A 19,660-nucleotide genomic window follows, 5' to 3' on the forward strand; every position below is an offset into this window, starting at 1 on the left:
GGAAGGGGAACGAGCATGGCGGCCATGAAGCCGCGGACGGGTGACGGCCCGCTCGAAGTCACCAAAGAGGGGCGGGGCATCATCATGCGCGTTCCGCTCGAAGGCGGCGGACGCCTTGTGGTGGAGCTCACGCCTGACGAGGCCGACGCCCTCGGCGAGGCCCTGAAGAAGGCCTGCGGCTGACCGCAGCAGGTGCTCGCCATCTCCTGGAGATGCGCTGCCGGGCCCGGGTACGACGTCATGTCGGCCCGGGTCCGCACGTTTTCCCGGCCCGGGTCCGCGGGCCGGCGGCCCGGGGCCCCGAGGGGCGCCGGGTTCAGCGCTTGACGGCGCAGAGCAGCCCGTCCGACACCGGCAGCAGCGCCGGCAGCAGGGCGTCGCTCTCCCGCACGTCCCGGACCAGGTCCCGGACCGCTCCGGTCTGCGGGTCCTGGAGCTCCGGCTCGGCCAGCCGGCCCTCCTGGAAGACCCCCTCGAAGCAGACCATCCCGCCGGGCCGCAGCAGCCGCAGCGCCTCCAGCAGGTACTCGCGGGACTCGGCCGGGTCGCCGTCGCAGAACACCAGGTCGTACTGGCCGTCGGCGAGCCGGGGCAGCACCTCCAGCGCCCGGCCCGGTATGAACCGGGAGCGGTTGGCCGCGAATCCGGCCGCCTGGTACGCCTCGCGGGCCAGCTGCTGGCGCACCGGCTCCGAGTCCACCGTGGTGAGCACGCCGTCCGGCCGCATCCCCCGCAGCAGGTAGACCCCGGACACCCCGGTGCCGGTGCCGATCTCGGCCACCGCCTTGGCGTCCAGCGCGGCCGCCAACAGGCGCAGGCAGGCCCCGCCGCTCGGCCCGATCGCCCGTATCCCGGTCCGCGCGGACTGCGCCCGGGCGTAGGTCAGCACGGCGTCCTCGCCCACGTAGGTGTCGGCGAGGGCCGCGCGTGCGGGCCCGAACTCGCTGATGGCTGCCTCTTTCGGAGCCCCGGGCGGCGGCCCGGTGCCGAGGGATGTCGATATTTCCTGGCACAGATTACTGGCCGACCGGGAACCGCGTACGGCGGCGGGCCGTTGTCATGTCGGACCGGGTACGGAAGACCTCCCGGCCACTTTTATCCGGGCTTGACGGGTGAGGTGGATATGGTGGTGGCCCTGCTGGGCAGAAGAGCCGACCGAGGAGGTGTGGCCGAGGGCGACGTCCCTGTGCGGCGGCACTTCCGCGGCACCACGTCGGCCCGTACGCCGAAGCCCGTGATGAACCAGCCTGCGCACTCCGACCTGGACCAGCCCGGGGCCGCCACGCCGGCCGCCGGTGCCACCGAGGCCCCCGCCCTCGCGACCTTCACCGAGGGTCCCGACGCGCAGACCTGGACTCCGCCCACCTGGGAGGAGATCGTCGAGGCGCACAGCGCCCGGGTCTACCGGCTCGCCTACCGCCTGACGGGCAACCAGCACGACGCCGAGGACCTCACCCAGGAGGTCTTCGTCCGGGTGTTCCGCTCGCTGTCCACCTACACCCCCGGCACGTTCGAGGGCTGGCTGCACCGGATCACCACCAACCTCTTCCTGGACATGGTCCGCCGCCGCCAGCGCATCCGCTTCGACGCGCTCGGCGAGGACGCGGCCGAGCGGCTCGCCTCCCGCGAGCCCAGCCCGGCCCAGCACTTCAGCGACACCCACTTCGACGCCGACGTGCAGCAGGCCCTGGACACCCTCGCGCCGGAGTTCCGCGCCGCCGTGGTGCTCTGCGACATCGAGGGCCTGTCCTACGAGGAGATCGCCGCCACGCTGGGCGTCAAGCTCGGCACCGTCCGCAGCCGCATCCACCGCGGCCGCTCGCACCTGCGCGCCGCGCTCAAGCACCGCGCCCCCGGCTCGGCCCCCGGCCGTGAGCGCCGCGGCGGCTCGGAGGAGCCGGTGCCGGTGGGCGTCGGCGCGGTCGAGGCCGCGGTCGCGCCCGGTGGGCGCGGACGGAGGCGACCGTGAGCGGAACCAGCCGGTCCGGCTCGGACCGGTCGGACGCGTCCGACCGGCCTCCGAGCCGACGGGGCTGGGCCCTGCCGGGCCGGCGCGGCAGCGACGAACCCGGTGAGCCCGTGCTGCCCGCGGTGGCACTGCCCGCGGACACGGCGCTCCACGCGCTTCCCGTCCGCCCCGCCGCACCCGCCGCCGAGGAGCACCACCTCGGCGAGCGCCTCTCCGCCTTCCTGGACGGCGAACTCGGCCACGACTCGCGCGACCGGGTCCAGGCGCACCTGGCGACCTGTCCGCAGTGCCTCGCCGAGGCCGACGAGGGCCGCGCCGTCAAGCACCTGCTGACCGGCACCGGTACCCCCGGCCCGTCCGCCGCGCTGATGGCCCGGCTGATGGCCGTCGGCAACCTCCCCGACGACGCCCCCGCGGGCCGCGACTGGCCGGCCGGGCGCGGGCGCCGCGATGACGACGACGACCTGCCCGGCGGCGGGGTCGCGGCCGCCGGCACGCTCGGCGGCAGCCGGCTCGACGGCGGCTCCTTCGGCCGCGGCGCCGGCGCCTCCTTCGGCGCGGGCGCGCTCGGCGCCGACGCCCCGCTGCCCGGGGTCGACCCGCGCGCCCTCGGGCGCGGCGCCGTGCTGCGGCCGCTGATGGGCCGGCGCACCGCCCGCCCGGAGCCCGCCGTCCCGGCCCGTCCGCAGCCCTCCGCGGCCGCCCTGCGCCCCGCCCCGCGCGGGCGCCGACTGGTGTTCGCCGCCGCGGGCGCCTTCTCCGTCGCCGCGGTCACGCTCGGCGGTGTCGGCGGGTTCAGCACCCAGGGCGAGGAGCGCCACGGCACCACCGTCAGCCCGCCCGGTCCCGGCACCGGCCGGGGCGGCGGCGGCCTCGTCCCGATGAACGCCCAGGTCCCGGTGGACTTCCCGGGCCGCCCGGTCGCCGCGACCCGCGAAGCGGCCCCGTCGGGCTCCCCGGAGCGCTTCCCCGGGGGCGTCGCCGCGCTGCGCCAGCAGATCCGCTAGAGCCGCCCCCGACGGCCCGGGACGCGCGGACCAGCCTCCCTCCGGACGGTTCCGGCCACCGGCAGGTCTTTACCACGGCTTCATCCCAGCGTGGACCAGGGACTCGCCGGTGGCCATTACCCTGTAGGAACCGTCGTCCGACGAGCTAGGGAGCAAAGGTGTTCAGCGACGTAGGTGGGCTGGAGCTCCTGACCCTCGTGATCATGGCGATCATCATCTTCGGTCCGGACAAGCTGCCGAAGCTGATCCAGGACACCATGGGCTTCATCAAGAAGATCCGCTCCTTCGCCGACAACGCGAAGGAGGACATCCGCAGCGAGCTGGGCCCCGAGTTCCAGGACTTCGAGTTCGAGGACCTCAACCCCAAGACCTTCGTCCGCAAGCAGCTGATGGGCGGCCAGGACGACCCGCTGGGCCTCAAGGAGATGAAGGACTCGCTGGACATCCGCTCCGTCCTGGACGACAAGCCGGCGGCACCGGTCAACGGCCGCAGCGGCAGCGTCAGCTTCGAGAAGTCCGACTCCGCCCCCGCCTCCACCGGCGCCCCGCTGGCACCCGGCGAGCGGCCCCCGTTCGACCCCGACGCCACCTGATCCGCGTCCGATCCGTACCGCGTTCGGCGCCCCGGCGCCGCGCCACCGCCCCGCCCGGCCACCCGGCTGAGCGGGGCGGTGGCGTGTGCGCCGCTATTGTGCTGATTGCTCCCGCTGAGCCGTCCGTCACTCCGCGCCCGTCGCGGACCGGGAACGGCCCCGGGGAGCGCCGCGGTACGCCACCATGGGAGCGCGCCACGGCAGGCAAACGCGTGTTTGAGGAGGCCCGGGGATGGACGCGACGAGTCAGGCGGGAGGGGCGACGGCCACGGCCGGCGGCCCGGTGGTCGGCGGACAGGCCGGCCCGGCGGACCCGCTGGTGCCCTACCTGTCCGCCGACTTCCCCTGGTACGGGCTGGACGAGGGCTGGACCGGCCGTCGCTTCCTGGTGCAGGCCGGCGCCGGCCCGCGCACCGCGGGCAGCGTCGACTACGGCTCGCTCGGCCACGGCGAGGAGCCGGCCCAGCGGTACGAGCCGCGCGACGTGCGGAAGTTCGCCGTCGTGGTCACCGTGGCCCGCCGGGACAGCCGCCGCAGCGCCGACAACACCGGCACCCTGGAGGCGACCTCCGCGTCCTCCGCCGCCTGGCTGGCCGGCTCCGGCCTGCTCGCCGGGACCTGGCCCGGTCAGCTGGACCGGTCGCTGCGCCAGGACTGGCTGGACCAGCAGAGCAGCCTCGCCTGGGACCTCGCCGACGACCTGGCCGGCCCCGGCTGGTCCACCCTCAGCCTGCCGGTCAACGGCCTGCCGCAGCCCTTCCGCTACCGCGAGTCCGAGTACGGCTGGGTGCTGGCCGGCGAGGCCCCCGGCGTCCTGCTCGGCGCCTACGGCCGCGGCGTCAGCGCCTACGGCATCGGCTTCTCCACCGTCCCGGACCTGGCCGCCTACACCCGGCCGTAGGGCCGCGGCGGTACGACGCGGGGCCGGGTTGGTCGCCCACCCGGCCCCGCGTCGGTCACGGCGTCAGAACTTGTTCCTGGGCGTCAGGCCCAGCGACATCCCGGACAGACCGCGTTGGCGGCCGCCGAGCTTGCCGGCCACCGCGCGCAGGGCGGCGCCGGCCGGGGAGTCGGGCGCGGCGAGCACGACCGGGCGGCCGTCGTCGCCGCCCTCGCGCAGCCGCACGTCGATCGGGATCGAGCCGAGCACCGGGACGGTCGCGCCGACGGTGCGGGTGAGCGCGTCCGCGACGGTCTGGCCGCCGCCGGTGCCGAAGACGTCGATCATCTCGTCGCAGTGCGGGCACGGCATGCCGGACATGTTCTCGATCACGCCGACGATCTTCTGGTGGGTCTGCACCGCGATGGTGCCCGCCCGCTCGGCCACCTCGGCGGCGGCCATCTGCGGGGTGGTGACGATCAGGATCTCCGCGTTGGGGACCAGCTGGGCCACCGAGATCGCGATGTCGCCGGTGCCGGGCGGCAGGTCCAGCAGCAGCACGTCCAGGTCGCCCCACCAGACGTCGGCGAGGAACTGCTGGAGCGCGCGGTGCAGCATCGGGCCGCGCCACACCACCGGGGCGTTGCCCGGGGTGAACATGCCGATCGAGATGACCTTCACGCCGTTCGCCTGCGGCGGCATGATCATGTCCTGGACCTGGGTCGGCCGGCCCTCGACGCCCAGCATGCGCGGCACGCTGTGGCCGTAGATGTCGGCGTCCACCACGGCGACCTTCAGGCCGTCGGCGGCCATCGCGGCCGCCAGGTTGACGGTCACCGAGGACTTGCCGACGCCGCCCTTGCCGGAGGCGACGGCGTAGACCCGGGTCAGGGTGCCCGGCTTGGCGAACGGGATCTCCCGTTCGGGGGCGCCGCCGCGCAGCAGCTGGGACAGCTCCTTGCGCTGCTCGTCGCTCATCACGTCGAGCTCGACCTCGACGCCGGTCACGCCGGGGACCTTCCCGACCGCCTCGCGCACCCGGGTGACGATGGTGTCGCGCATCGGACAGCCGGAGACCGTCAGGTAGACCGCGACGCGCACCGCGCCGCCCTCGGCGATCCCGACCGATTTCACCATGCCGATCTCGGTGATCGGGCGGTTGATCTCCGGGTCGTTGACGGTCGCCAGCGCCTGGCGTACGGACTCCTCCGTGACGCCGGCCGCGACCTCTGTCTCGTTGGCCATGCCTTGATGGTACGGCGCCGACGGATCCCCTTAACCCGTCGGTAGCGTGCCGCCGGTCACAGCGCCTCGGGGGCGTCCCGGCGCTCGTCGATCTCCTTGAGCAGTGACTGGAGTTCGGACCGGATGAAGTCACGGGTGGCGACCTCGCCGAGCCCGTGCCGCAGGGCGGCGACCTCGCGGGTCAGGTACTCGGTGTCGGCGATGTTGCGGTCGCTGCGGGCGCGGTCCTGCTCCATGTTGACCCGGTCCCGGTTGTCCTGGCGGTTCTGCGCCAGCAGGATCAGCGGGGCCGCGTACGAGGCCTGCAGGGACAGCGCCAGGGTCAGGAAGATGAACGGGTACTCGTCGAAGCGCGCGCTCGCCGGCAGCAGGGTGTTCCACGCTATCCAGACGACGACCACCACCGTCATCCAGACGATGAACCGCCCGGTGCCGAGGAAGCGGGCGATCCGCTCGGACAGGACGCCGAAGGCCTCCGGGTCGTAGGAGGGCAGCGTGAGCAGGCCGGGCCGCGCGGTGCGCGGCTGGTCGAGCCGGGCGCGGCCGGTGCCGGTGATCGGCGCGGTCTCCGTGCGCCGGTCCCGGCCGCCCTCGCGGGTGCGCAGCTCGCGCAGCTGACGCAGTTGGCGCAGTTCGCCCTGAAGGCGCCGGCGCGCGGAGTCGTCCGGCCGTCCGTTGCGGTCACCGTCCACCGGTCGCCCCTTCCCTGTCGTCGTCCTGCTCCTCGTCGTGGGCGTGCAGCGCGGCGTCGCGCCAGTCGTCCGGCAGCAGGTGGTCGAGCACGTCGTCGACGGTCACCGCGCCGAGCAGGTGGTCCGCCTCGTCCACGACCGGCGCGGCGACCAGGTTGTAGGTCGCCAGGTAGCTGGTGATCAGCGACAGCGGGGTGTCCGGCGGCAGCGGGTCCAGGTCGTCGTCCAGCAGCGAGCCGACCAGGACGTACGGGGGCTCGCGCAGCAGCCGCTGGAAGTGCACGGTGCCCAGGTAGCGGCCGGTCGGGGTCTCGTTCGGCGGGCGGCAGACGAAGACCTGCGCGGCCAGCGCGGGCTTGTGGTCGCTGATCCGGACCCGGGCCAGCGCCTCGGCGACCGTCGCGTCCGGTTCCAGCACGATCGGCTCGGTGGTCATCAGACCGCCGGCGGTGTCCTCCTCGTACGTCAGCAGGCGGCGCACCGGCGCGGCCTCCTCCGGCTCCATGAGCTGGAGCAGCCGCTCGGCCTCGTCGCCGGGCAGCTCGGAGAGCAGGTCGGCGGCGTCGTCCGGGTCCATCGCCTCCAGGACGTCGGCGGCGCGCTCCTCCTGGAGCTTGCCGATGATCTCGACCTGGTCGTCCTCGGGCAGCTCCTCCAGGACATCGGCCAGCCGCTCGTCGTCGAGGGCGGCGGCCACCTCGGCGCGGCGCTTGGCGGACAGGTGGTGCAGCACGCTGGCGAGGTCGGCGGGGCGCAGCTGCTCGAAGGTGGCGAGCAGGTTGGCCGCGCCCTGGTCCTGCTCGGGCACCGAGAAGCCGGTGACGTCCTGCCAGTCCAGGGTGAGCCGCTCGCCCTTGCCCTTGCGCAGCCGGCCGGCCCGGCCGACCTGGACGAAGACCTTGCTGATCTCCCACTCGCGCAGCCGGCTCTGCACCATGCCGACGTCCAGCACGGTGACCTCCTCACCGGTCTTGGACCAGGTGACGGTGCGGTCCAGCAGCTCGGCGAGCACCAGGGTCTCGGACGGGCGCTGTTCGAAGCGGCGCAGGTTGATCACGCCGGTGGTGAGCACCTGGCCGGACTCTAGGCTGGTCACCCGGGTCATCGGCAGGAAGATCCGGCGCCGGCCGACCACCTCGACCACCAGGCCGAGCACGCGCGGCGGGCGGCCGCCGAGCCGCAGCGAGACGACCACGTCCCGGACCCGGCCGACCTGGTCGCCGTTCGGGTCGAAGACCGCGATGGCGGACAGGTGGGAGATGAAGACCCGGGTGCCTGGCCCTGCCATAAACCCTCGACTCCCTCGACGCCGTACCGGTAGCGCGCCGGGGGCGCACTCGCGGCCAAGGCTACCCGCGCGGCGGGAGCCCGGCCCGGAGGCACGGTAACCGTCGGACGAGTCCGGGGCGTGAAGCTTCAGCGGCGCTTGAACAGCAGTCTGGGCAGCCCGGCCGGGACCGGGTGGCGGGTGGTGGCCGGGGTGGGCACCGGCTGCGCGGCGTGCGAGCCGTCCGGCATCGCCCCGGGGCGCTCGGTGAGCGGGCCGGCCGGCTCCAGTCGCAGCACCCGGCACTCGCGGGCCCAGCGGGCGGTGATGGCGTCGGTGTCGGGCGCGTTCAGCCGCTTGCCCTTGAGCTCCTCGACGGCGCCCAGCCAGGCCTCGCCGTCCGGGGCCAGCTCGACCACCCGGGCGCTCCAGCCGGTCAGCCGGCCGCCCTTGTCCTTGCTGCGGACGGTGACCACGGCCCCCGCGCCGGCCTCCAGGCCGTGCAGCGGCTGCTCGCCGCCTCCGCCGACCACCACGACCGCGCCGTCGTGCCAGGCGTGCCACAGCGGCCGGGCGTGCTCCTGGCCGTCCGCGCGCACCCAGAGCAGGCCGGACTTCTTCGCGGCCTCCTCCAGCAGGGCCTGGTCGAGGAAGTCGTCGGCGGTCGCGGCGGCGGGCGTACGGTCCATGGCGGACAGCGTACGGCCACCGGGGCCCGTCCGGTGGGGCGACCGGGGCCCGCGGGACGTCTCAGCCTCCGGGCGACAGTTCCATTGCGCCGCCACGGGCCTTACCGTATGACCGCCCCACCCCTGTATGACCGCCCCACCACCGCATGACCGCCCCACCCCCGCGACCAGCAAGGAGCGCCGTGCCCGCCGCCCGGCCCGCGACCGCCCCCTCCGCCGCCCCCGCCGCCCCCGCGACCGCCGGCCCGGCCCCGGCGCACCCGCTGCCCACCCTCGACCTGCTGCTGCTCGCCGTCTCGATCGGCGGCATCTCGCTGTCCGGCCCGCTGATCAGCGCCACCGCCGCGCCCGCGCTGGCGATCGCCTTCTGGCGCAACGTCATGTCGGTCGGCGTCCTCGGCCCGTACGCGCTGCTGCGCCACCGCGCCGAACTGCGCGGGATCGGCCGGCGGGCGCTGCTGCTCGCGGTGGCCGCCGGGGCGCTGCTCGCCGTGCACTTCGCGCTCTGGATGCCCAGCCTGCGGATGACCTCGGTGGCCTCGGCCACCGCCCTGGTCACCACCACCCCGCTGTGGACCATCCTGCTGATGCGGCTGATGGGGGTCCGGGCGCCCCGGCTGGTCTGGCTCGGCACGACCGTCGCCTTCGCCGGCGTGCTGGTGCTGACCGGGGTGGACCTCTCGCTCTCCCCGCGCGCGCTGCTCGGCGACGCGCTCGCGCTCGCCGCCGGCCTGGCCGCGGCCGGGTACATGCTGCTGGGCGCCGAGGTCCGCAGGACCGTCAGCACCACCGCGTACACCCTGGTCTGCTACGCCACCACGGCGGTGGTGCTGCTGGGGATCTGCCTGGTCGCCGGGACGCCGCTGGCCGGCTGGCCGGCCGGGGTGTGGTGGCAGATCGTGCTGCTGATGGCCGCCGCCCAGCTGCTCGGCCACTCGCTGAGCAACCGCGTGGTGCGCAGCCTCGGGCCGTCGATCACCTCCACCGCGATCCTGCTGGAGACCCCGGGCGCGACCCTGATCGCCGCCCTCTGGCTGGGCCAGTGGCCCCCGGCGGCCGCCTACCCGGCAGTGGTGCTGATCCTGCTCGGCCTGGTCCTGGTCGCCCGCGGCGGGCGCCGGTAGCCGCGGGCGGCGCCGGCGCTCAGAGCCAGCCGTTGCGGCGGAAGCCCCGGTACATCCCGAAGCAGATCACCACGATCGCGCCGAGCACCGTCGGGTAGCCGTACTCGTGGTGCAGCTCCGGCATGTAGTCGAAGTTCATGCCGTAGACGCCGGTGATCATGGTGGGCACCGCGAAGATCGCCGCCCAGGCGGTGATCTTGCGCATGTCCTCGTTCTGCGCCACCGAGACCTGCGCCAGGTTCGCCTGCAGCAGCGAGTTCAGCAGCTCGTCGAAGCCGTGCACCTGCTCGGCGACCCGGGCCAGGTGGTCGGCGACGTCCCGGAAGTACTTCTGGATGTCCGGGTCGACCAGCCGCTGGAGCGGCTCGGACAGCTGCTGCATCGGGCGCAGCAGCGGCACCACGGCGCGCTTGAACTCCAGCACCTCGCGCTTGAGTTGGTAGACCCGGCCGACGTCGGCGCTGCGCCCGCCCTTGGCCGAGAAGACGCCGTACTCGATCTCGTCCACGTCGTTCTGGAGCCGCTCGGCGACCAGCAGGTAGTTGTCCACGACGTGGTCGGCGATCGCGTGCAGCACCGCCGACGGGCCCTTGGCGAGCAGCCCGGCCTCGTCGGCGTCGGCCTCCAGCCGGTGGCGCAGCTCCTGCAGCGAACCGTGGCCGCCGTGCCGGACGGTGATCACGAAGTCCGGACCGGCGAAGACCATCAGCTCGCCGGTCTCCACCACCTCGCTGGTGGGCGTCAGTTGGTCGTGCTCGACGTAGCGGATGGTCTTGAAGACGGCGAACAGCACGTCGTCGTAGCGCTCGACCTTGGGCCGCTGGTGCGCGTGCACCGCGTCCTCGACCGCGAGCGGGTGCAGGCCGAAGCGCTGGGCGATCCCCTCGAACTCCGCCTCGGTCGGCTCGTGCAGCCCGATCCAGCTGAACGAGCCCTGCTCCTCGGGGAGTTGGTGCGCGGCCTTGACCCGGCGGGCGGCCTCGCGCGGGCTGCAGGTCTCGCCCCTGCGCCTGCCGTGCTGGTAGACGGCGCAGTCCACGACCGCCGAGGCGGCGTCCTCGGGCAGGACGTCGTAGACGCCGGCCGCGACGCGGCGGCGGTTGGTGCGGACGGCGGCGCGCAGGCTGTTGATCATCGACATGGCAGGCTCCCAGAGGCAGGAACCGTCGCGCGGCGGCGCGGAAGGAAAAACGTTCGGCCGCGGTACGACGGCGGAGAACACCGGTGAAACGGGGAATGAAAGTGCTCTCCCGGCCGGTCCGTCCGTCGTGGGGCCCATGCCCGGGGCTACCGCGGCTGAGTCAGCCGGTTGGGCCTGCGGGGCGCTGGGTACGGGGAAGGCGGGGCCGGGCAGAGCTGCCGGTACTGCATGGTCGGCCGGTATCCACCGCAACCACCTCCTTCGCGCCGCCGCCCCGGAACGAAACGGTTCCGGTGGCCAGTCGCTCACCCTAACATCTGACCGGGCGTCGACGCCGACGGGTTTCCCGGAGGTTTCCGAAGCCTTTACGGGACCGGGGGCACCGCCCGTCCCACCCCGCCCGCGGCCGCCTCCGGCCCGCCCGCACGCGGCCCGCCGATCCTCGGGGGTTACGCTCACCGGCATGGCGCACGACTTCCCGCTCTTCGGCGACCCCCACGGCGGCAACTCCCCGGAGCTCTCCCGGGAGGCGGTGCTGGCCGCCGTCGAGGCCCGGCTGATCTCCACCTTCGGCGAACCGGGCGGCCGCGCCGCGGTCACCTTCCTCGGGGCCGACCGGATCGAGGTGCTGCGCTTCGGCCCGGACGCCGAGGGCCTGGTGCGGTACGCGACCCTCGGCATGTCCGCCGCGCCGATGGCCGACCCCACCTCACCCGTCGCCGACCAGGTGCGCGGCCCGCGCGTCGAACTGGTGCTCACCGTCCGGGGCGGGCGCGACAGCGTGCTGCGCACCCTGGCCACCTTCGCCGCCACCCCGCAGGTCGAGGGCCTGGTGGTGGCCCCGGGCGGCTCGCTGGACCTCGGCTCCCCGCTCTGGGACGGCGCGCCCTTCACCTCGGTGCTCGCGGCCGAACCGGGCGGCCTGGTCGAGGACCTGGAGCTGGCCGAGCCGGCCGAGCCGGTCCGCTTCCTGCCGCTGCTGCCGATGACGCCCAACGAGGCGGGCTGGAAGCGGGTGCACGGCGCGGCCGCGCTCCAGGAGCGCTGGCTCGACCAGGGCGCCGACCTGCGCGACCCGGACCGGCGCGGCGTCCGGCTGGACTGACCGACGCCCGGTCAGGCCGGGCGCGCGGGACGGTCCGTACGCCCGCTCCGCGCTCCGGTGCGCCGGGGCACGGCAGGGGCAGCGGCACCGTCGCCGGGCCGAGGGACTCATGATCCCCTGGTCCAGGGGCCGCGTCGGCTCAGCGCTCGATCGGCTTCGCCCCGGTGGCCTGCGCCAGCAGCGCGCCGTACACCTCCGGGTCGGTGGTGTGCTCGCCGAGCCGGACGGTCTTGCGGCTGCCGTGGTAGTCGCTGGAGCCGGTGACCAGCAGGCCGAGTTCGCCGGCCAGGCCGCGCAGCCGGGCCCTGGTCTCCTCGTCGTGGTCGGTGTGGTCGACCTCCAGCGCGGCCAGCCCGGCCTCCGCGAGGTCGGCGATCACCTGGTCGGAGACCGTCCGGCCGCGCTTGACCGCGCCGGGGTGGGCGAACACCGGGACTCCGCCGGCCGCCCGGACCAGCCGGACCGCCGCGACCGGGTCGGTCTCGTGCTTGCGGACGTCCGCCCGCCCGCCGTTGGCCAGCCAGTCGGCCGTGAAGGCGTCCGAGACGGTGGCCACCACGCCCGCCTCGACCAGCGCGCTGGCGATGTGCGGCCGCCCGACCGAGCCGGTCCCGGCGATCCGCTGCACCTGCTCCCAGGTGATCTCCGCGCCGAGCTCCCGGCAGCGTTCGACGACGGCCCGCCCGCGCCGGAACCGGTCGTTGCGCACCAGGTCCCGCTCGCGCGCGAACTCCGGCTCCTCGGGGTCGAACAGGTACGCCAGCAGGTGCATGCTGATGTCGTCCACCACGCAGGACAGTTCGGCGCCCGGGACGACGGTCAGCCGGCTGCCCGCGGGCAGCGCGCGCACCGCCGCGGCGGCCTCGGCGTGGCCGGCCACGGTGTCGTGGTCGGTCAGCGCCACCACGTCGAGGTCCGCGGCGACGGCCGCCGCGACCAGCTCGGCCGGAGTGTCGGTGCCGTCGGAGGCGTTGCTGTGGGCGTGCAGGTCGATGCGCACGGATCGGGCTCCTGGGGGCTCGTGGGTGCCGCCCAGGATAGGCCAGCGGTCAGGGGCGTCCGGTGGGTCCCGGCCGACCCGGCGAAGACCCGCCGGGCGCCCCTCAGCCGAGCAGCCGGGGGGACAGCGCCCCGCAGGGCAGCAGGTCCAGTTCGGCGCCGGCCTCGCGCAGGTCGGTCAGCACCAGTTCGTCGTACATCACCAGCGCGGACTGCTCGGGCCAGGCGACCGCCCAGAGCCACAGGCCCCGGGCCTCGCCGACGAACACCGCGCGGTCGGCCGGGGCGTCCGGGACGTGGAACATCGGGGTGGGCCGCCCGGCCGCCATCAGCTTGGCGTCGGCGGGCTTGTAGAGGCCGACGGAGTCGCCCGGGTCCGGCCCGGGCATGCCGGCGTAGCGGGCGCCGAGGCCGACGCCCAGCTCCTCGGCTACCAGCACCAGTTCGCCGAAGCCGCCGAGCGGGGCCGGCCCGGAGCAGGCGACGGCGGTGGCCCGGGCGCCCGAGACGTCGTCGCCGACGTGGGCGATGCCGGTGTAGAGCCAGCCGACCGGGAGCGGCCAGGGCAGCCAGACCGGGACCTGGGAGCGGGCGACGGCGACGCCGAGGGCCTCCACGCTCGGCGGCAGCACCGGCTGCATCGGGTGCACGGCTCCGTGCCGGTCGCACTGCCAGGTGTCTGAGAACAGACCGGGGGCGCGGACCCGACCGGCGCACCTCGGGCAGCTGGGCTCGCCCCTCATAGCCGTCAACGCTCCTCCCTCCGGACCGCCGCGTCAAGGACGATCACCCGTACGGAGGGCTCGGCGGCACCTGTCGGTGGCGGGCGCCCGACCGGCGCGGGGTGGGCGCGGCGCGGGCGGTTCCCGTTGGGGGATGTCCCGTCACGGGCGGCGGCAAACGTCCCGGGCACCGCCCCGGACGCACTGACGCCCCGTCATCGGCGAATGCGGTGACGGGGCGTCAGTCGGGTATCGGAACGTCCGGATCGGACGCTCCCGGCTCATCGGCGGCGGGTGAGGACTCCGGATCGGAAGCGCCGCACCGGGTCAGACGGTCGGGCACGGACGGATGAGCAGGCGTTCGCCGGTGCGGGCGGCGGCCTGGACGGCCTCGCGCACGGTGGCGGCGTCGGCGATCTCGCGGTCGGTGGCGGAGCCGTTGGCGTCGTCCAGTCGGACGATCTCGAAGCGCATGGTCTTCGTCATGGGCGTCTCCTTTCCTGGCCCCGCGGGGCGGGGCGGTCGCGGCTGAGTGGGTATCAGCCCTTTCGGGGATCGTGCGGATCCGGCGGTGAGGCCGGACCGGGCGGTTCGTGGTCGCGCGTACGGCGGTCCGCTGCGACAGGGGGTCCCCCTGCTCGCGCGGTGCGTTCCAGGGCCTCGGGTACCACGGTGAGGCGGCGGTGCTACCGGACGGTTGCCCGCCCGTGAAGTCCGGGTTTCGGAGGATCGGCGCCGGAGCGGAGGCCGGCGATGATTCCCGGACAGAATCAAAGATTACCGTAACTAACGACTTTTGTCCTGTGTTGAAGCCGATCGAAGTCGAAGAAGTGGTACAGACCACTTTCGGTCGGCCGGTGGAACCGGACCGGTGCCGGACCGGTGCCGGCCCGTAGCGGTACGGAGCGGTCAGGCCCAGAACGCGGCCAGCGCCTCGGCCGTGGCGGCCGGCTGCTCGGCGTTGGGGGAGTGGCCGGCGTCCGCGACCACCACCCGGCGGGCGCCCAGGCGCTCGGCCATCGCGGTCTGCTCCGCGACCGGCCAGGCGTAGTCCCGCACCCCGGACAGCACCAGCAGCGGCAGCCCGGCGGTGACGGCGGCCAGCTCCGCCACCCGGTCCGGCGCGGCCACCAGGTGGGCGCCGGTGACGGACAGCGCCCGCGGCACGTTGGCCAGCCAGCGCCGGTGCAGGAACTCCGCGACGGCCGGATCCAGGCTCGGCCGCGGCCGACCGCTCTGCGCCTCCAGCTGCCGCATGACCTGCCAGATCTGCTCCAGGTCCATCCCCCGCAGGGCGTCCAGCAGCAGCCCGGTGCGGGCCGCCTCGGCCGGGTCGATCGCGCCCGGACCGGTGGACACCAGGGTCAGCGAGCGCCAGGGCAGCGGTCCCTCGGCGGCCGCGGCGAGCACCGCCTCGCGCACCACCTGACCGCCGAAGGAGTGCCCCAGCAGGTGCAGGGGAACGCCGTCGGCCGCCAGCACCCCGGTGAGCGCCCGGACGTCCGCACCGAGCGCCCCGACGCCGTACGCCGCCGGGTCGTCCGGTCCGCCGGTCTGGTACTGCCCGCGCTGGTCCACGGCCGTCACCCGGTACCCGGCGGCCGCCAGCGGCTCCAGCAGCGCGATGAAGTCCTCCTTGCTGCCGGTGAACCCCGGCACCAGCAGGGCCGAGCCGCGCACCGGCCCGGCCGGCTCCGCCCGCAGCGCCGCGAACTCCCCGCGCGCGGTCACCACGCGCTCGGCCCGCGCACATCCCGGCAGCGTCAGGAACGGCGGCGTGCTCATGGGCTGCTCTCCCTGCTGTCCTACCGGTGACCCGCGGTCCTGCCGTCGGCTCCCCGACGCCCGGCACACCCGAGCCTAGGGCCTCTCGTCGGCCGTGGAACGCCCGAGGGGGCGGGCCGGGCCGGTGCGGCCTGGCCCGCCCCCTCGGGGGAGACACCGGGAGGTCAGCTCTCCGGGGTGGCCTCCACGGGCGCGGCGACCTTGCGGGCGCGGGTGCGCTTGCGGGGGGCCGGGACCTCGGCGGCCTCGGCGGCCGGGGCCTCCGGGGCGGTCTCGGCGACGGCCTTGGGCTTGCGGGCCCGGGTGGCCTTCTTGGCCGGGGCGGGGGCCTCGGCGGTCTCGGTGGCCTCGGCCGCCTCGACGGTCCCGGCCTTCGGCTTGCGGGCCCGGGTGGCCTTCTTCGCCGGGGCCGGAGCCTCGGCAGCGGCCGCGGGGGCCTCGGCGGGGGCCTCGGCGGCCTCCGCCTTGGGCTTGCGGGTCCGGGTGCGGGTGGCCTTCTTCGCCGGAGCCGGGGCCTCGGCGACCTCCTCGGCGGCCGGGGCGACCGCCTCGGCGGGGGCCTCGACGGCAGCGGCCGCGGAGGCCTCGGCGGCCTCCGCCTTGGGCTTGCGGGTCCGGGTGCGGGTGGCCTTCTTCGCCGGAGCCGGGGCCTCGGCGACCTCCTCGGCGGCCGGGGCGACCGCCTCGACGGCGGCCTCGACGACCCTTACGGCCTCGGCCACGACGGCCTCGGCGACCGGAGCCGCCTCGACCGCCACCACGACCTCGGCAGCGGCGGCACCGCCGCGCGAGCGGCGACGGCGACGGCGCGGCGCGGCCTCGCCCTCGGCACCCTCGACGGCCGGAGCCGCCACGGCGGCCTCGGTCACGGCGGCAGCGGCCTCGCCCTCGGCGCCGACCGCCGAGCCCCGACGGGTGCGGCGGCGCTCACGGGTGCGGCGCGGCTTCTGCTCCTCGGTCTCGGCTGCCGCGGCACCGGCGCCCGGACGGCCGGAGCCGCCCTGGCCGCCCTGGCCGCCGCGCCCACCGCGACCGCCGGCGCGGCCCGAACGGGCGCCGCGTCCACCGGTCTCGCCGAGGTCCTCGACCTCCTCCGCGTTGAGCCCGGCGCGGGTCCGCTCCGAGCGCGGCAGGACGCCCTTGGTGCCCGGCGCGATCTTCAGCAGCTCGTACAGGTGCGCCGAGGTGGAGTAGGTCTCCTCCGGGTCGTTGAACGTCAGGTCCAGCGCCTTGTTGATCAGCTGCCAGCGCGGGATGTCGTCCCAGTCGACCAGGGTGACGGCGGTGCCCGAGGCGCCGGCCCGGCCGGTGCGGCCGATCCGGTGCAGGTAGGTCTTCTCGTCCTCGGGGCACTGGTAGTTGATGACGTGGGTGACGCCCTCGACGTCGATGCCGCGGGCGGCCACGTCGGTGCAGACCAGCACGTCGACCTTGCCGTTGCGGAAGGCCCGCAGGGCCTGCTCGCGGGCGCCCTGGCCGAGGTCGCCGTGGACCGCGCCGGCGGCGAAGCCGCGCTGGGTCAGCTGGTCGGAGACGTCGGCGGCGGTGCGCTTGGTGCGGCAGAAGATCATCGCCAGCCCGCGGCCGTCGGCCTGCAGGATGCGCGAGACCATCTCGACCTTGTCCAGCGAGTGCGCACGGAAGATGTGCTGCTCGGTGTTGGCGACGGTCGTGCCGGTGTCGTCCGGGGCGGTGGCCCGGATGTGGGTCGGCTGGCTCATGTACCGGCGGGCGAGGTTGATGACCTGGCCCGGCATGGTGGCCGAGAACAGCAGGGTCTGCCGCTTGGCGGGCAGCATGGTGATGATCTTCTCGACGTCGGGCAGGAAGCCCAGGTCGAGCATCTCGTCGGCCTCGTCCAGGACCAGCGCGCGGACCTTGGACAGGTTCAGCTTCTTCTGCCCGGCCAGGTCGAGCAGCCGGCCCGGGGTGCCGACCACGATGTCGACGCCCTTGGTGAGCGCCTCCACCTGCGGCTCGTACGCCCGGCCGCCGTAGACGGCGAGGACGCGCACGTCGCGGACCTTGCCGGCGGTCTGCAGGTCGTTGGTGACCTGGGTGCAGAGCTCGCGGGTCGGGACGACGATCAGCGCCTGCGGGGCCTCGGAGAGCTGCTCCTCGGTGGCCCGGCCGGCGTCCACGTCGGCGCGCACGACGACCCGCTCGATCAGCGGGAGGCCGAAGCCGAGGGTCTTGCCGGTGCCGGTCTTGGCCTGGCCGATGACGTCGTGGCCGGTCAGCGCGACCGGGAGGGTCATCTCCTGGATGGGGAAGGGGTGGACGATGCCGACGGCCTCGAGTGCCTCGGCGGTCTCCGGGAGGATCCCCAGGTCCCGGAAGGTCGTCTTGATGGGTTCAGCGGTGGTGGACAGGGTGCTGCCTCTTCCGTGTGGAGGGGCCGAGAGCGAGCGGCGGGCGGGCAACCGCGCGGCTGCCTACGGGCCTGGGCGGCCCTGATACAGCTGCGCGGACGCACAACCGCGCCGGTCCCTGCGGCCGGCCGGTGCGCGCTGCCCTGGTGCGGGGCGCGTCGCCGGCGGCGTCGGGGAGAGTTCCCGTGAGGGACCTGCGCGGGACCTCCGCCTCGGGGCGTGGTCTCGGCGGCCCTCGCTCGGCCACTGATGCGGTGCCAAGGCTTGAAGTCCAAGCCATGGTCGGAGCCGATCGGCTCTCCGACCGGGCATCCGCGTACGTGAGTACCCGTGCCTCCGGTGCGGACACGTCCGGCTGGACGGTGACGCTACGGAGGGTTCGCGCGGGGTACCGAGACGGCGGTGACACCATGCGAACACGACGGGCTCCGTACCACCATACAGTCAGGCGACGACTCGAACACGTGACGCGTCTGACATTGCCCCCGGCAACCGCCACCGGACCGCCCGGTCCGGGCGGTCACCGGGCGTGCCCGGTGCTGGGGCGCAGGGGCCGGCGGGACTAAGGTTGCGGGTCATGGAGACCCATGGTGAGACGCAGGACGGGGCGGCCGGCTCGATCGGGGACTGGGCCGCGTGCTCGGCCGACCCCGGGTACCGGGCGGCGGTGCTGGACCTGCTCGGCGCGCTCGCGTACGGCGAGCTGAGCGCCTTCGAGCGGCTCGCCGAGGACGCCAAGCTGGCGCCCGACCTCGCCGACAAGGCGGCGCTGGCCCGGATGGCGTCCGCCGAGTTCCAGCACTACCAGCGGCTGCACGACCGGCTGGCCGAGATCGGCGCCGACCCGCAGGAGGCGATGCGGCCGTTCGTCGAGCCGCTGGAGCTGTTCCACCGGATGACGGCGCCCTCGGACTGGCTGGAGGGCCTGGTCAAGGCCTACGTCGGCGACGCCATCGCGACCGACTTCTACCGCGAGGTGGCCGTCCGGCTGGACGACGACACCCGCGACCTGGTGCTGAGCGTGATGTCCGACACCGGCCACGCCGAGTTCGCCGTCGACAAGGTCCGCCAGGCCATCGAGGCCGACCCCCGGGCCGGCGGCCGGCTCGCCCTGTGGGGCCGTCGGCTGATGGGCGAGGCGCTCAGCCAGGCCCAGCGGGTGGTCGCCGAGCGCGACGCGCTGTCCAACCTGCTGGTCGGCGGCGTCCGGGTGCAGGGCTTCGACCTGGTCGAGGTCGGCAAGATGTTCAACCGGATCACCGAGGCGCACACCCGGCGGATGGCCGCCCTCGGCCTGGCCTCCTGAGCTCTCGGCCCCCGGCCCTCCGGCCCGGCTGCCGGGAGGGACTCAGGCCGCCCGGTGCCGTCGGGCGCGGCGGGCGCCCGACCGGTGCGAACGGTGCGGGTGGTGCCGGTGCGCCGGGGCGCGCCCGGCGGCGAGGTCCGGCCGGGCCAGCAGCGAGGTGAGCACGCCCGCGGCCACCGCCGCGGCCGCCACCGACACCGCCGGCTGGCGCCCCTCCACGGTGAAGTGCGCGACCACCCCGCCGACCATGGCCGCCGCCAGCGCGGTGCCCAGGACCAGGGCCCGGGCGGCCCGGAAGTACGCGGGCAGGGCCAGCAGGGCGGCACCGGCCGTGACCAGGCCGACGAGGGCGAAGGCGATCGACTCGACCAGCAAGACTGCCTCCCGGGGGACGGGCGTGCGGCACCGGCGCCGCACCCCTCGCCGTACCCCGCCCCACCCGGCCCTACACGCGACGGTGCCCCGCTCCCTCGCGGGAACGGGGCACCGGACGATCCGTGCGGCGGGCGCCTCAGACGGTGCCGAAGCCGACCTTGCGGGCGGCCGGCTCGCCGATCTCCACGTACGCCAGGCGCTCGGCCGGGACGATGATGCGGCGGCCGTGCTCGTCGGACAGCGCGAAGATCTTCTCCGAGCCCTCCAGCGCCTTGGCGACCGCGCTCTGGACCTCATCGGCAGTCTGCGAGCTCTCGATCACGATCTCGCGAGGCGCGTTCTGCACGCCGATCTTGACCTCCACGGCTTCCGTCCCTCCGGGGTTGCAG

At 75.0% G+C, this 19,660-nt stretch carries 21 protein-coding genes; 8 read left to right on the forward strand and 13 right to left on the reverse strand.

From position 1 onward, the window contains the following. The first annotated feature begins 15 nt into the window (after positions 1 to 15). On the forward strand, positions 16 to 183 hold the full coding sequence (locus tag ACZ5GH_RS22305) for a DUF3117 domain-containing protein (protein WP_014137929.1): 168 nt from the start codon (positions 16 to 18) through the stop codon (positions 181 to 183). 133 nt (positions 184 to 316) lie between these two features. Here ACZ5GH_RS22305 and ACZ5GH_RS22310 read toward each other — a convergent pair whose 3' ends face one another. Continuing rightward, entirely contained in the window at positions 317 to 949 is a 633-nt protein-coding gene (locus tag ACZ5GH_RS22310) for an O-methyltransferase (RefSeq protein ID WP_045700929.1), read from the reverse strand. Positions 950 to 1,237: 288 nt separating this feature from the next. Here ACZ5GH_RS22310 and sigE point away from each other — a divergent pair, with 288 nt between their 5' ends. The 4 genes from sigE to ACZ5GH_RS22330 all read left to right on the forward strand — a co-directional run bounded on the left by sigE (position 1,238) and on the right by ACZ5GH_RS22330 (position 4,470). Beyond that, positions 1,238 to 1,969: an RNA polymerase sigma factor SigE gene (sigE, locus tag ACZ5GH_RS22315; RefSeq protein ID WP_387750584.1), complete on the forward strand. Its 732-nt coding sequence runs from the start codon at positions 1,238 to 1,240 to the stop codon at positions 1,967 to 1,969. Then, complete coding sequence (locus tag ACZ5GH_RS22320) at positions 1,966 to 2,976, forward strand: zf-HC2 domain-containing protein (protein WP_387749901.1); 1,011 nt, start codon at positions 1,966 to 1,968, stop codon at positions 2,974 to 2,976. The genes sigE and ACZ5GH_RS22320 overlap by 4 nt, the downstream gene beginning before the upstream one ends. Positions 2,977 to 3,134: 158 nt before the next feature. Further along, entirely contained in the window at positions 3,135 to 3,569 is a 435-nt protein-coding gene (locus tag ACZ5GH_RS22325) for a sec-independent translocase (RefSeq protein ID WP_387749904.1), read from the forward strand. 232 nt (positions 3,570 to 3,801) lie between these two features. Further along, positions 3,802 to 4,470, forward strand: a complete 669-nt coding sequence (locus tag ACZ5GH_RS22330; RefSeq protein WP_387749907.1) for a hypothetical protein — start codon at positions 3,802 to 3,804, stop codon at positions 4,468 to 4,470. A gap of 63 nt (positions 4,471 to 4,533) precedes the next feature. Here ACZ5GH_RS22330 and ACZ5GH_RS22335 read toward each other — a convergent pair whose 3' ends face one another. From ACZ5GH_RS22335 to ACZ5GH_RS22350, 4 genes are all read right to left on the reverse strand, one after another. Continuing rightward, a complete protein-coding gene (locus ACZ5GH_RS22335) occupies positions 4,534 to 5,694 on the reverse strand; it encodes an Mrp/NBP35 family ATP-binding protein (protein ID WP_387749910.1) in 1,161 nt (386 codons plus the stop codon). Between the two features lie 56 nt (positions 5,695 to 5,750). After that, entirely contained in the window at positions 5,751 to 6,299 is a 549-nt protein-coding gene (locus ACZ5GH_RS22340; protein WP_387750587.1) for a DUF1003 domain-containing protein, read from the reverse strand. A gap of 76 nt (positions 6,300 to 6,375) precedes the next feature. Beyond that, positions 6,376 to 7,674 (reverse strand): magnesium transporter MgtE N-terminal domain-containing protein, encoded by a 1,299-nt coding sequence (locus ACZ5GH_RS22345; RefSeq protein ID WP_464335104.1) that lies wholly within the window; start codon positions 7,672 to 7,674, stop codon positions 6,376 to 6,378. Between the two features lie 128 nt (positions 7,675 to 7,802). Then, positions 7,803 to 8,342 (reverse strand): pyridoxamine 5'-phosphate oxidase family protein, encoded by a 540-nt coding sequence (locus tag ACZ5GH_RS22350; RefSeq protein ID WP_464335105.1) that lies wholly within the window; start codon positions 8,340 to 8,342, stop codon positions 7,803 to 7,805. Positions 8,343 to 8,524: 182 nt separating this feature from the next. Here ACZ5GH_RS22350 and ACZ5GH_RS22355 point away from each other — a divergent pair, with 182 nt between their 5' ends. Continuing rightward, positions 8,525 to 9,466 carry a DMT family transporter gene (locus tag ACZ5GH_RS22355; RefSeq protein WP_464335106.1) on the forward strand — a complete coding sequence of 314 codons (942 nt, stop codon included), beginning with the start codon at positions 8,525 to 8,527 and terminating at the stop codon, positions 9,464 to 9,466. Positions 9,467 to 9,485: 19 nt separating this feature from the next. On the opposite strand, the gene corA is transcribed toward ACZ5GH_RS22355, so the two are convergent. Next, entirely contained in the window at positions 9,486 to 10,607 is a 1,122-nt protein-coding gene (gene corA / locus ACZ5GH_RS22360) for a magnesium/cobalt transporter CorA (protein ID WP_387749922.1), read from the reverse strand. 463 nt (positions 10,608 to 11,070) lie between these two features. Here corA and ACZ5GH_RS22365 point away from each other — a divergent pair, with 463 nt between their 5' ends. Next, the gene (locus ACZ5GH_RS22365; protein ID WP_387749925.1) at positions 11,071 to 11,712 is read left to right on the forward strand and encodes a suppressor of fused domain protein; all 642 of its coding nucleotides are present in this window, start codon (positions 11,071 to 11,073) and stop codon (positions 11,710 to 11,712) included. A 139-nt stretch (positions 11,713 to 11,851) separates the two neighbouring features. On the opposite strand, the gene ACZ5GH_RS22370 is transcribed toward ACZ5GH_RS22365, so the two are convergent. The 5 genes from ACZ5GH_RS22370 to ACZ5GH_RS22390 all read right to left on the reverse strand — a co-directional run bounded on the left by ACZ5GH_RS22370 (position 11,852) and on the right by ACZ5GH_RS22390 (position 17,476). Further along, the gene (locus ACZ5GH_RS22370; protein WP_387749928.1) at positions 11,852 to 12,712 is read right to left on the reverse strand and encodes a PHP domain-containing protein; all 861 of its coding nucleotides are present in this window, start codon (positions 12,710 to 12,712) and stop codon (positions 11,852 to 11,854) included. A 103-nt stretch (positions 12,713 to 12,815) separates the two neighbouring features. Beyond that, a complete protein-coding gene (locus tag ACZ5GH_RS22375; RefSeq protein WP_387749931.1) occupies positions 12,816 to 13,454 on the reverse strand; it encodes a DUF6758 family protein in 639 nt (212 codons plus the stop codon). Between the two features lie 306 nt (positions 13,455 to 13,760). After that, positions 13,761 to 13,919, reverse strand: coding sequence for a hypothetical protein (locus tag ACZ5GH_RS22380; protein WP_387750627.1), 159 nt, complete (start codon positions 13,917 to 13,919; stop codon positions 13,761 to 13,763). A gap of 423 nt (positions 13,920 to 14,342) precedes the next feature. Continuing rightward, positions 14,343 to 15,218 (reverse strand): alpha/beta fold hydrolase, encoded by an 876-nt coding sequence (locus tag ACZ5GH_RS22385; protein WP_387749934.1) that lies wholly within the window; start codon positions 15,216 to 15,218, stop codon positions 14,343 to 14,345. Between the two features lie 164 nt (positions 15,219 to 15,382). Next, positions 15,383 to 17,476, reverse strand: a complete 2,094-nt coding sequence (locus ACZ5GH_RS22390; protein WP_464335107.1) for a DEAD/DEAH box helicase — start codon at positions 17,474 to 17,476, stop codon at positions 15,383 to 15,385. 691 nt (positions 17,477 to 18,167) lie between these two features. On the opposite strand from ACZ5GH_RS22390, the gene ACZ5GH_RS22395 reads away from it, so the two are divergent. Further along, positions 18,168 to 18,896, forward strand: coding sequence for a ferritin-like fold-containing protein (locus tag ACZ5GH_RS22395; protein ID WP_387749940.1), 729 nt, complete (start codon positions 18,168 to 18,170; stop codon positions 18,894 to 18,896). 42 nt (positions 18,897 to 18,938) lie between these two features. Here ACZ5GH_RS22395 and ACZ5GH_RS22400 read toward each other — a convergent pair whose 3' ends face one another. Continuing rightward, a complete protein-coding gene (locus ACZ5GH_RS22400; RefSeq protein ID WP_387749943.1) occupies positions 18,939 to 19,271 on the reverse strand; it encodes a hypothetical protein in 333 nt (110 codons plus the stop codon). 136 nt (positions 19,272 to 19,407) lie between these two features. Then, the gene (locus tag ACZ5GH_RS22405; RefSeq protein ID WP_387749946.1) at positions 19,408 to 19,635 is read right to left on the reverse strand and encodes a DUF3107 domain-containing protein; all 228 of its coding nucleotides are present in this window, start codon (positions 19,633 to 19,635) and stop codon (positions 19,408 to 19,410) included. Between the last annotated feature and the right edge of the window lie 25 nt (positions 19,636 to 19,660).

The sequence above is a fragment of the Kitasatospora sp. Xyl93 genome (genome assembly GCF_055383135.1).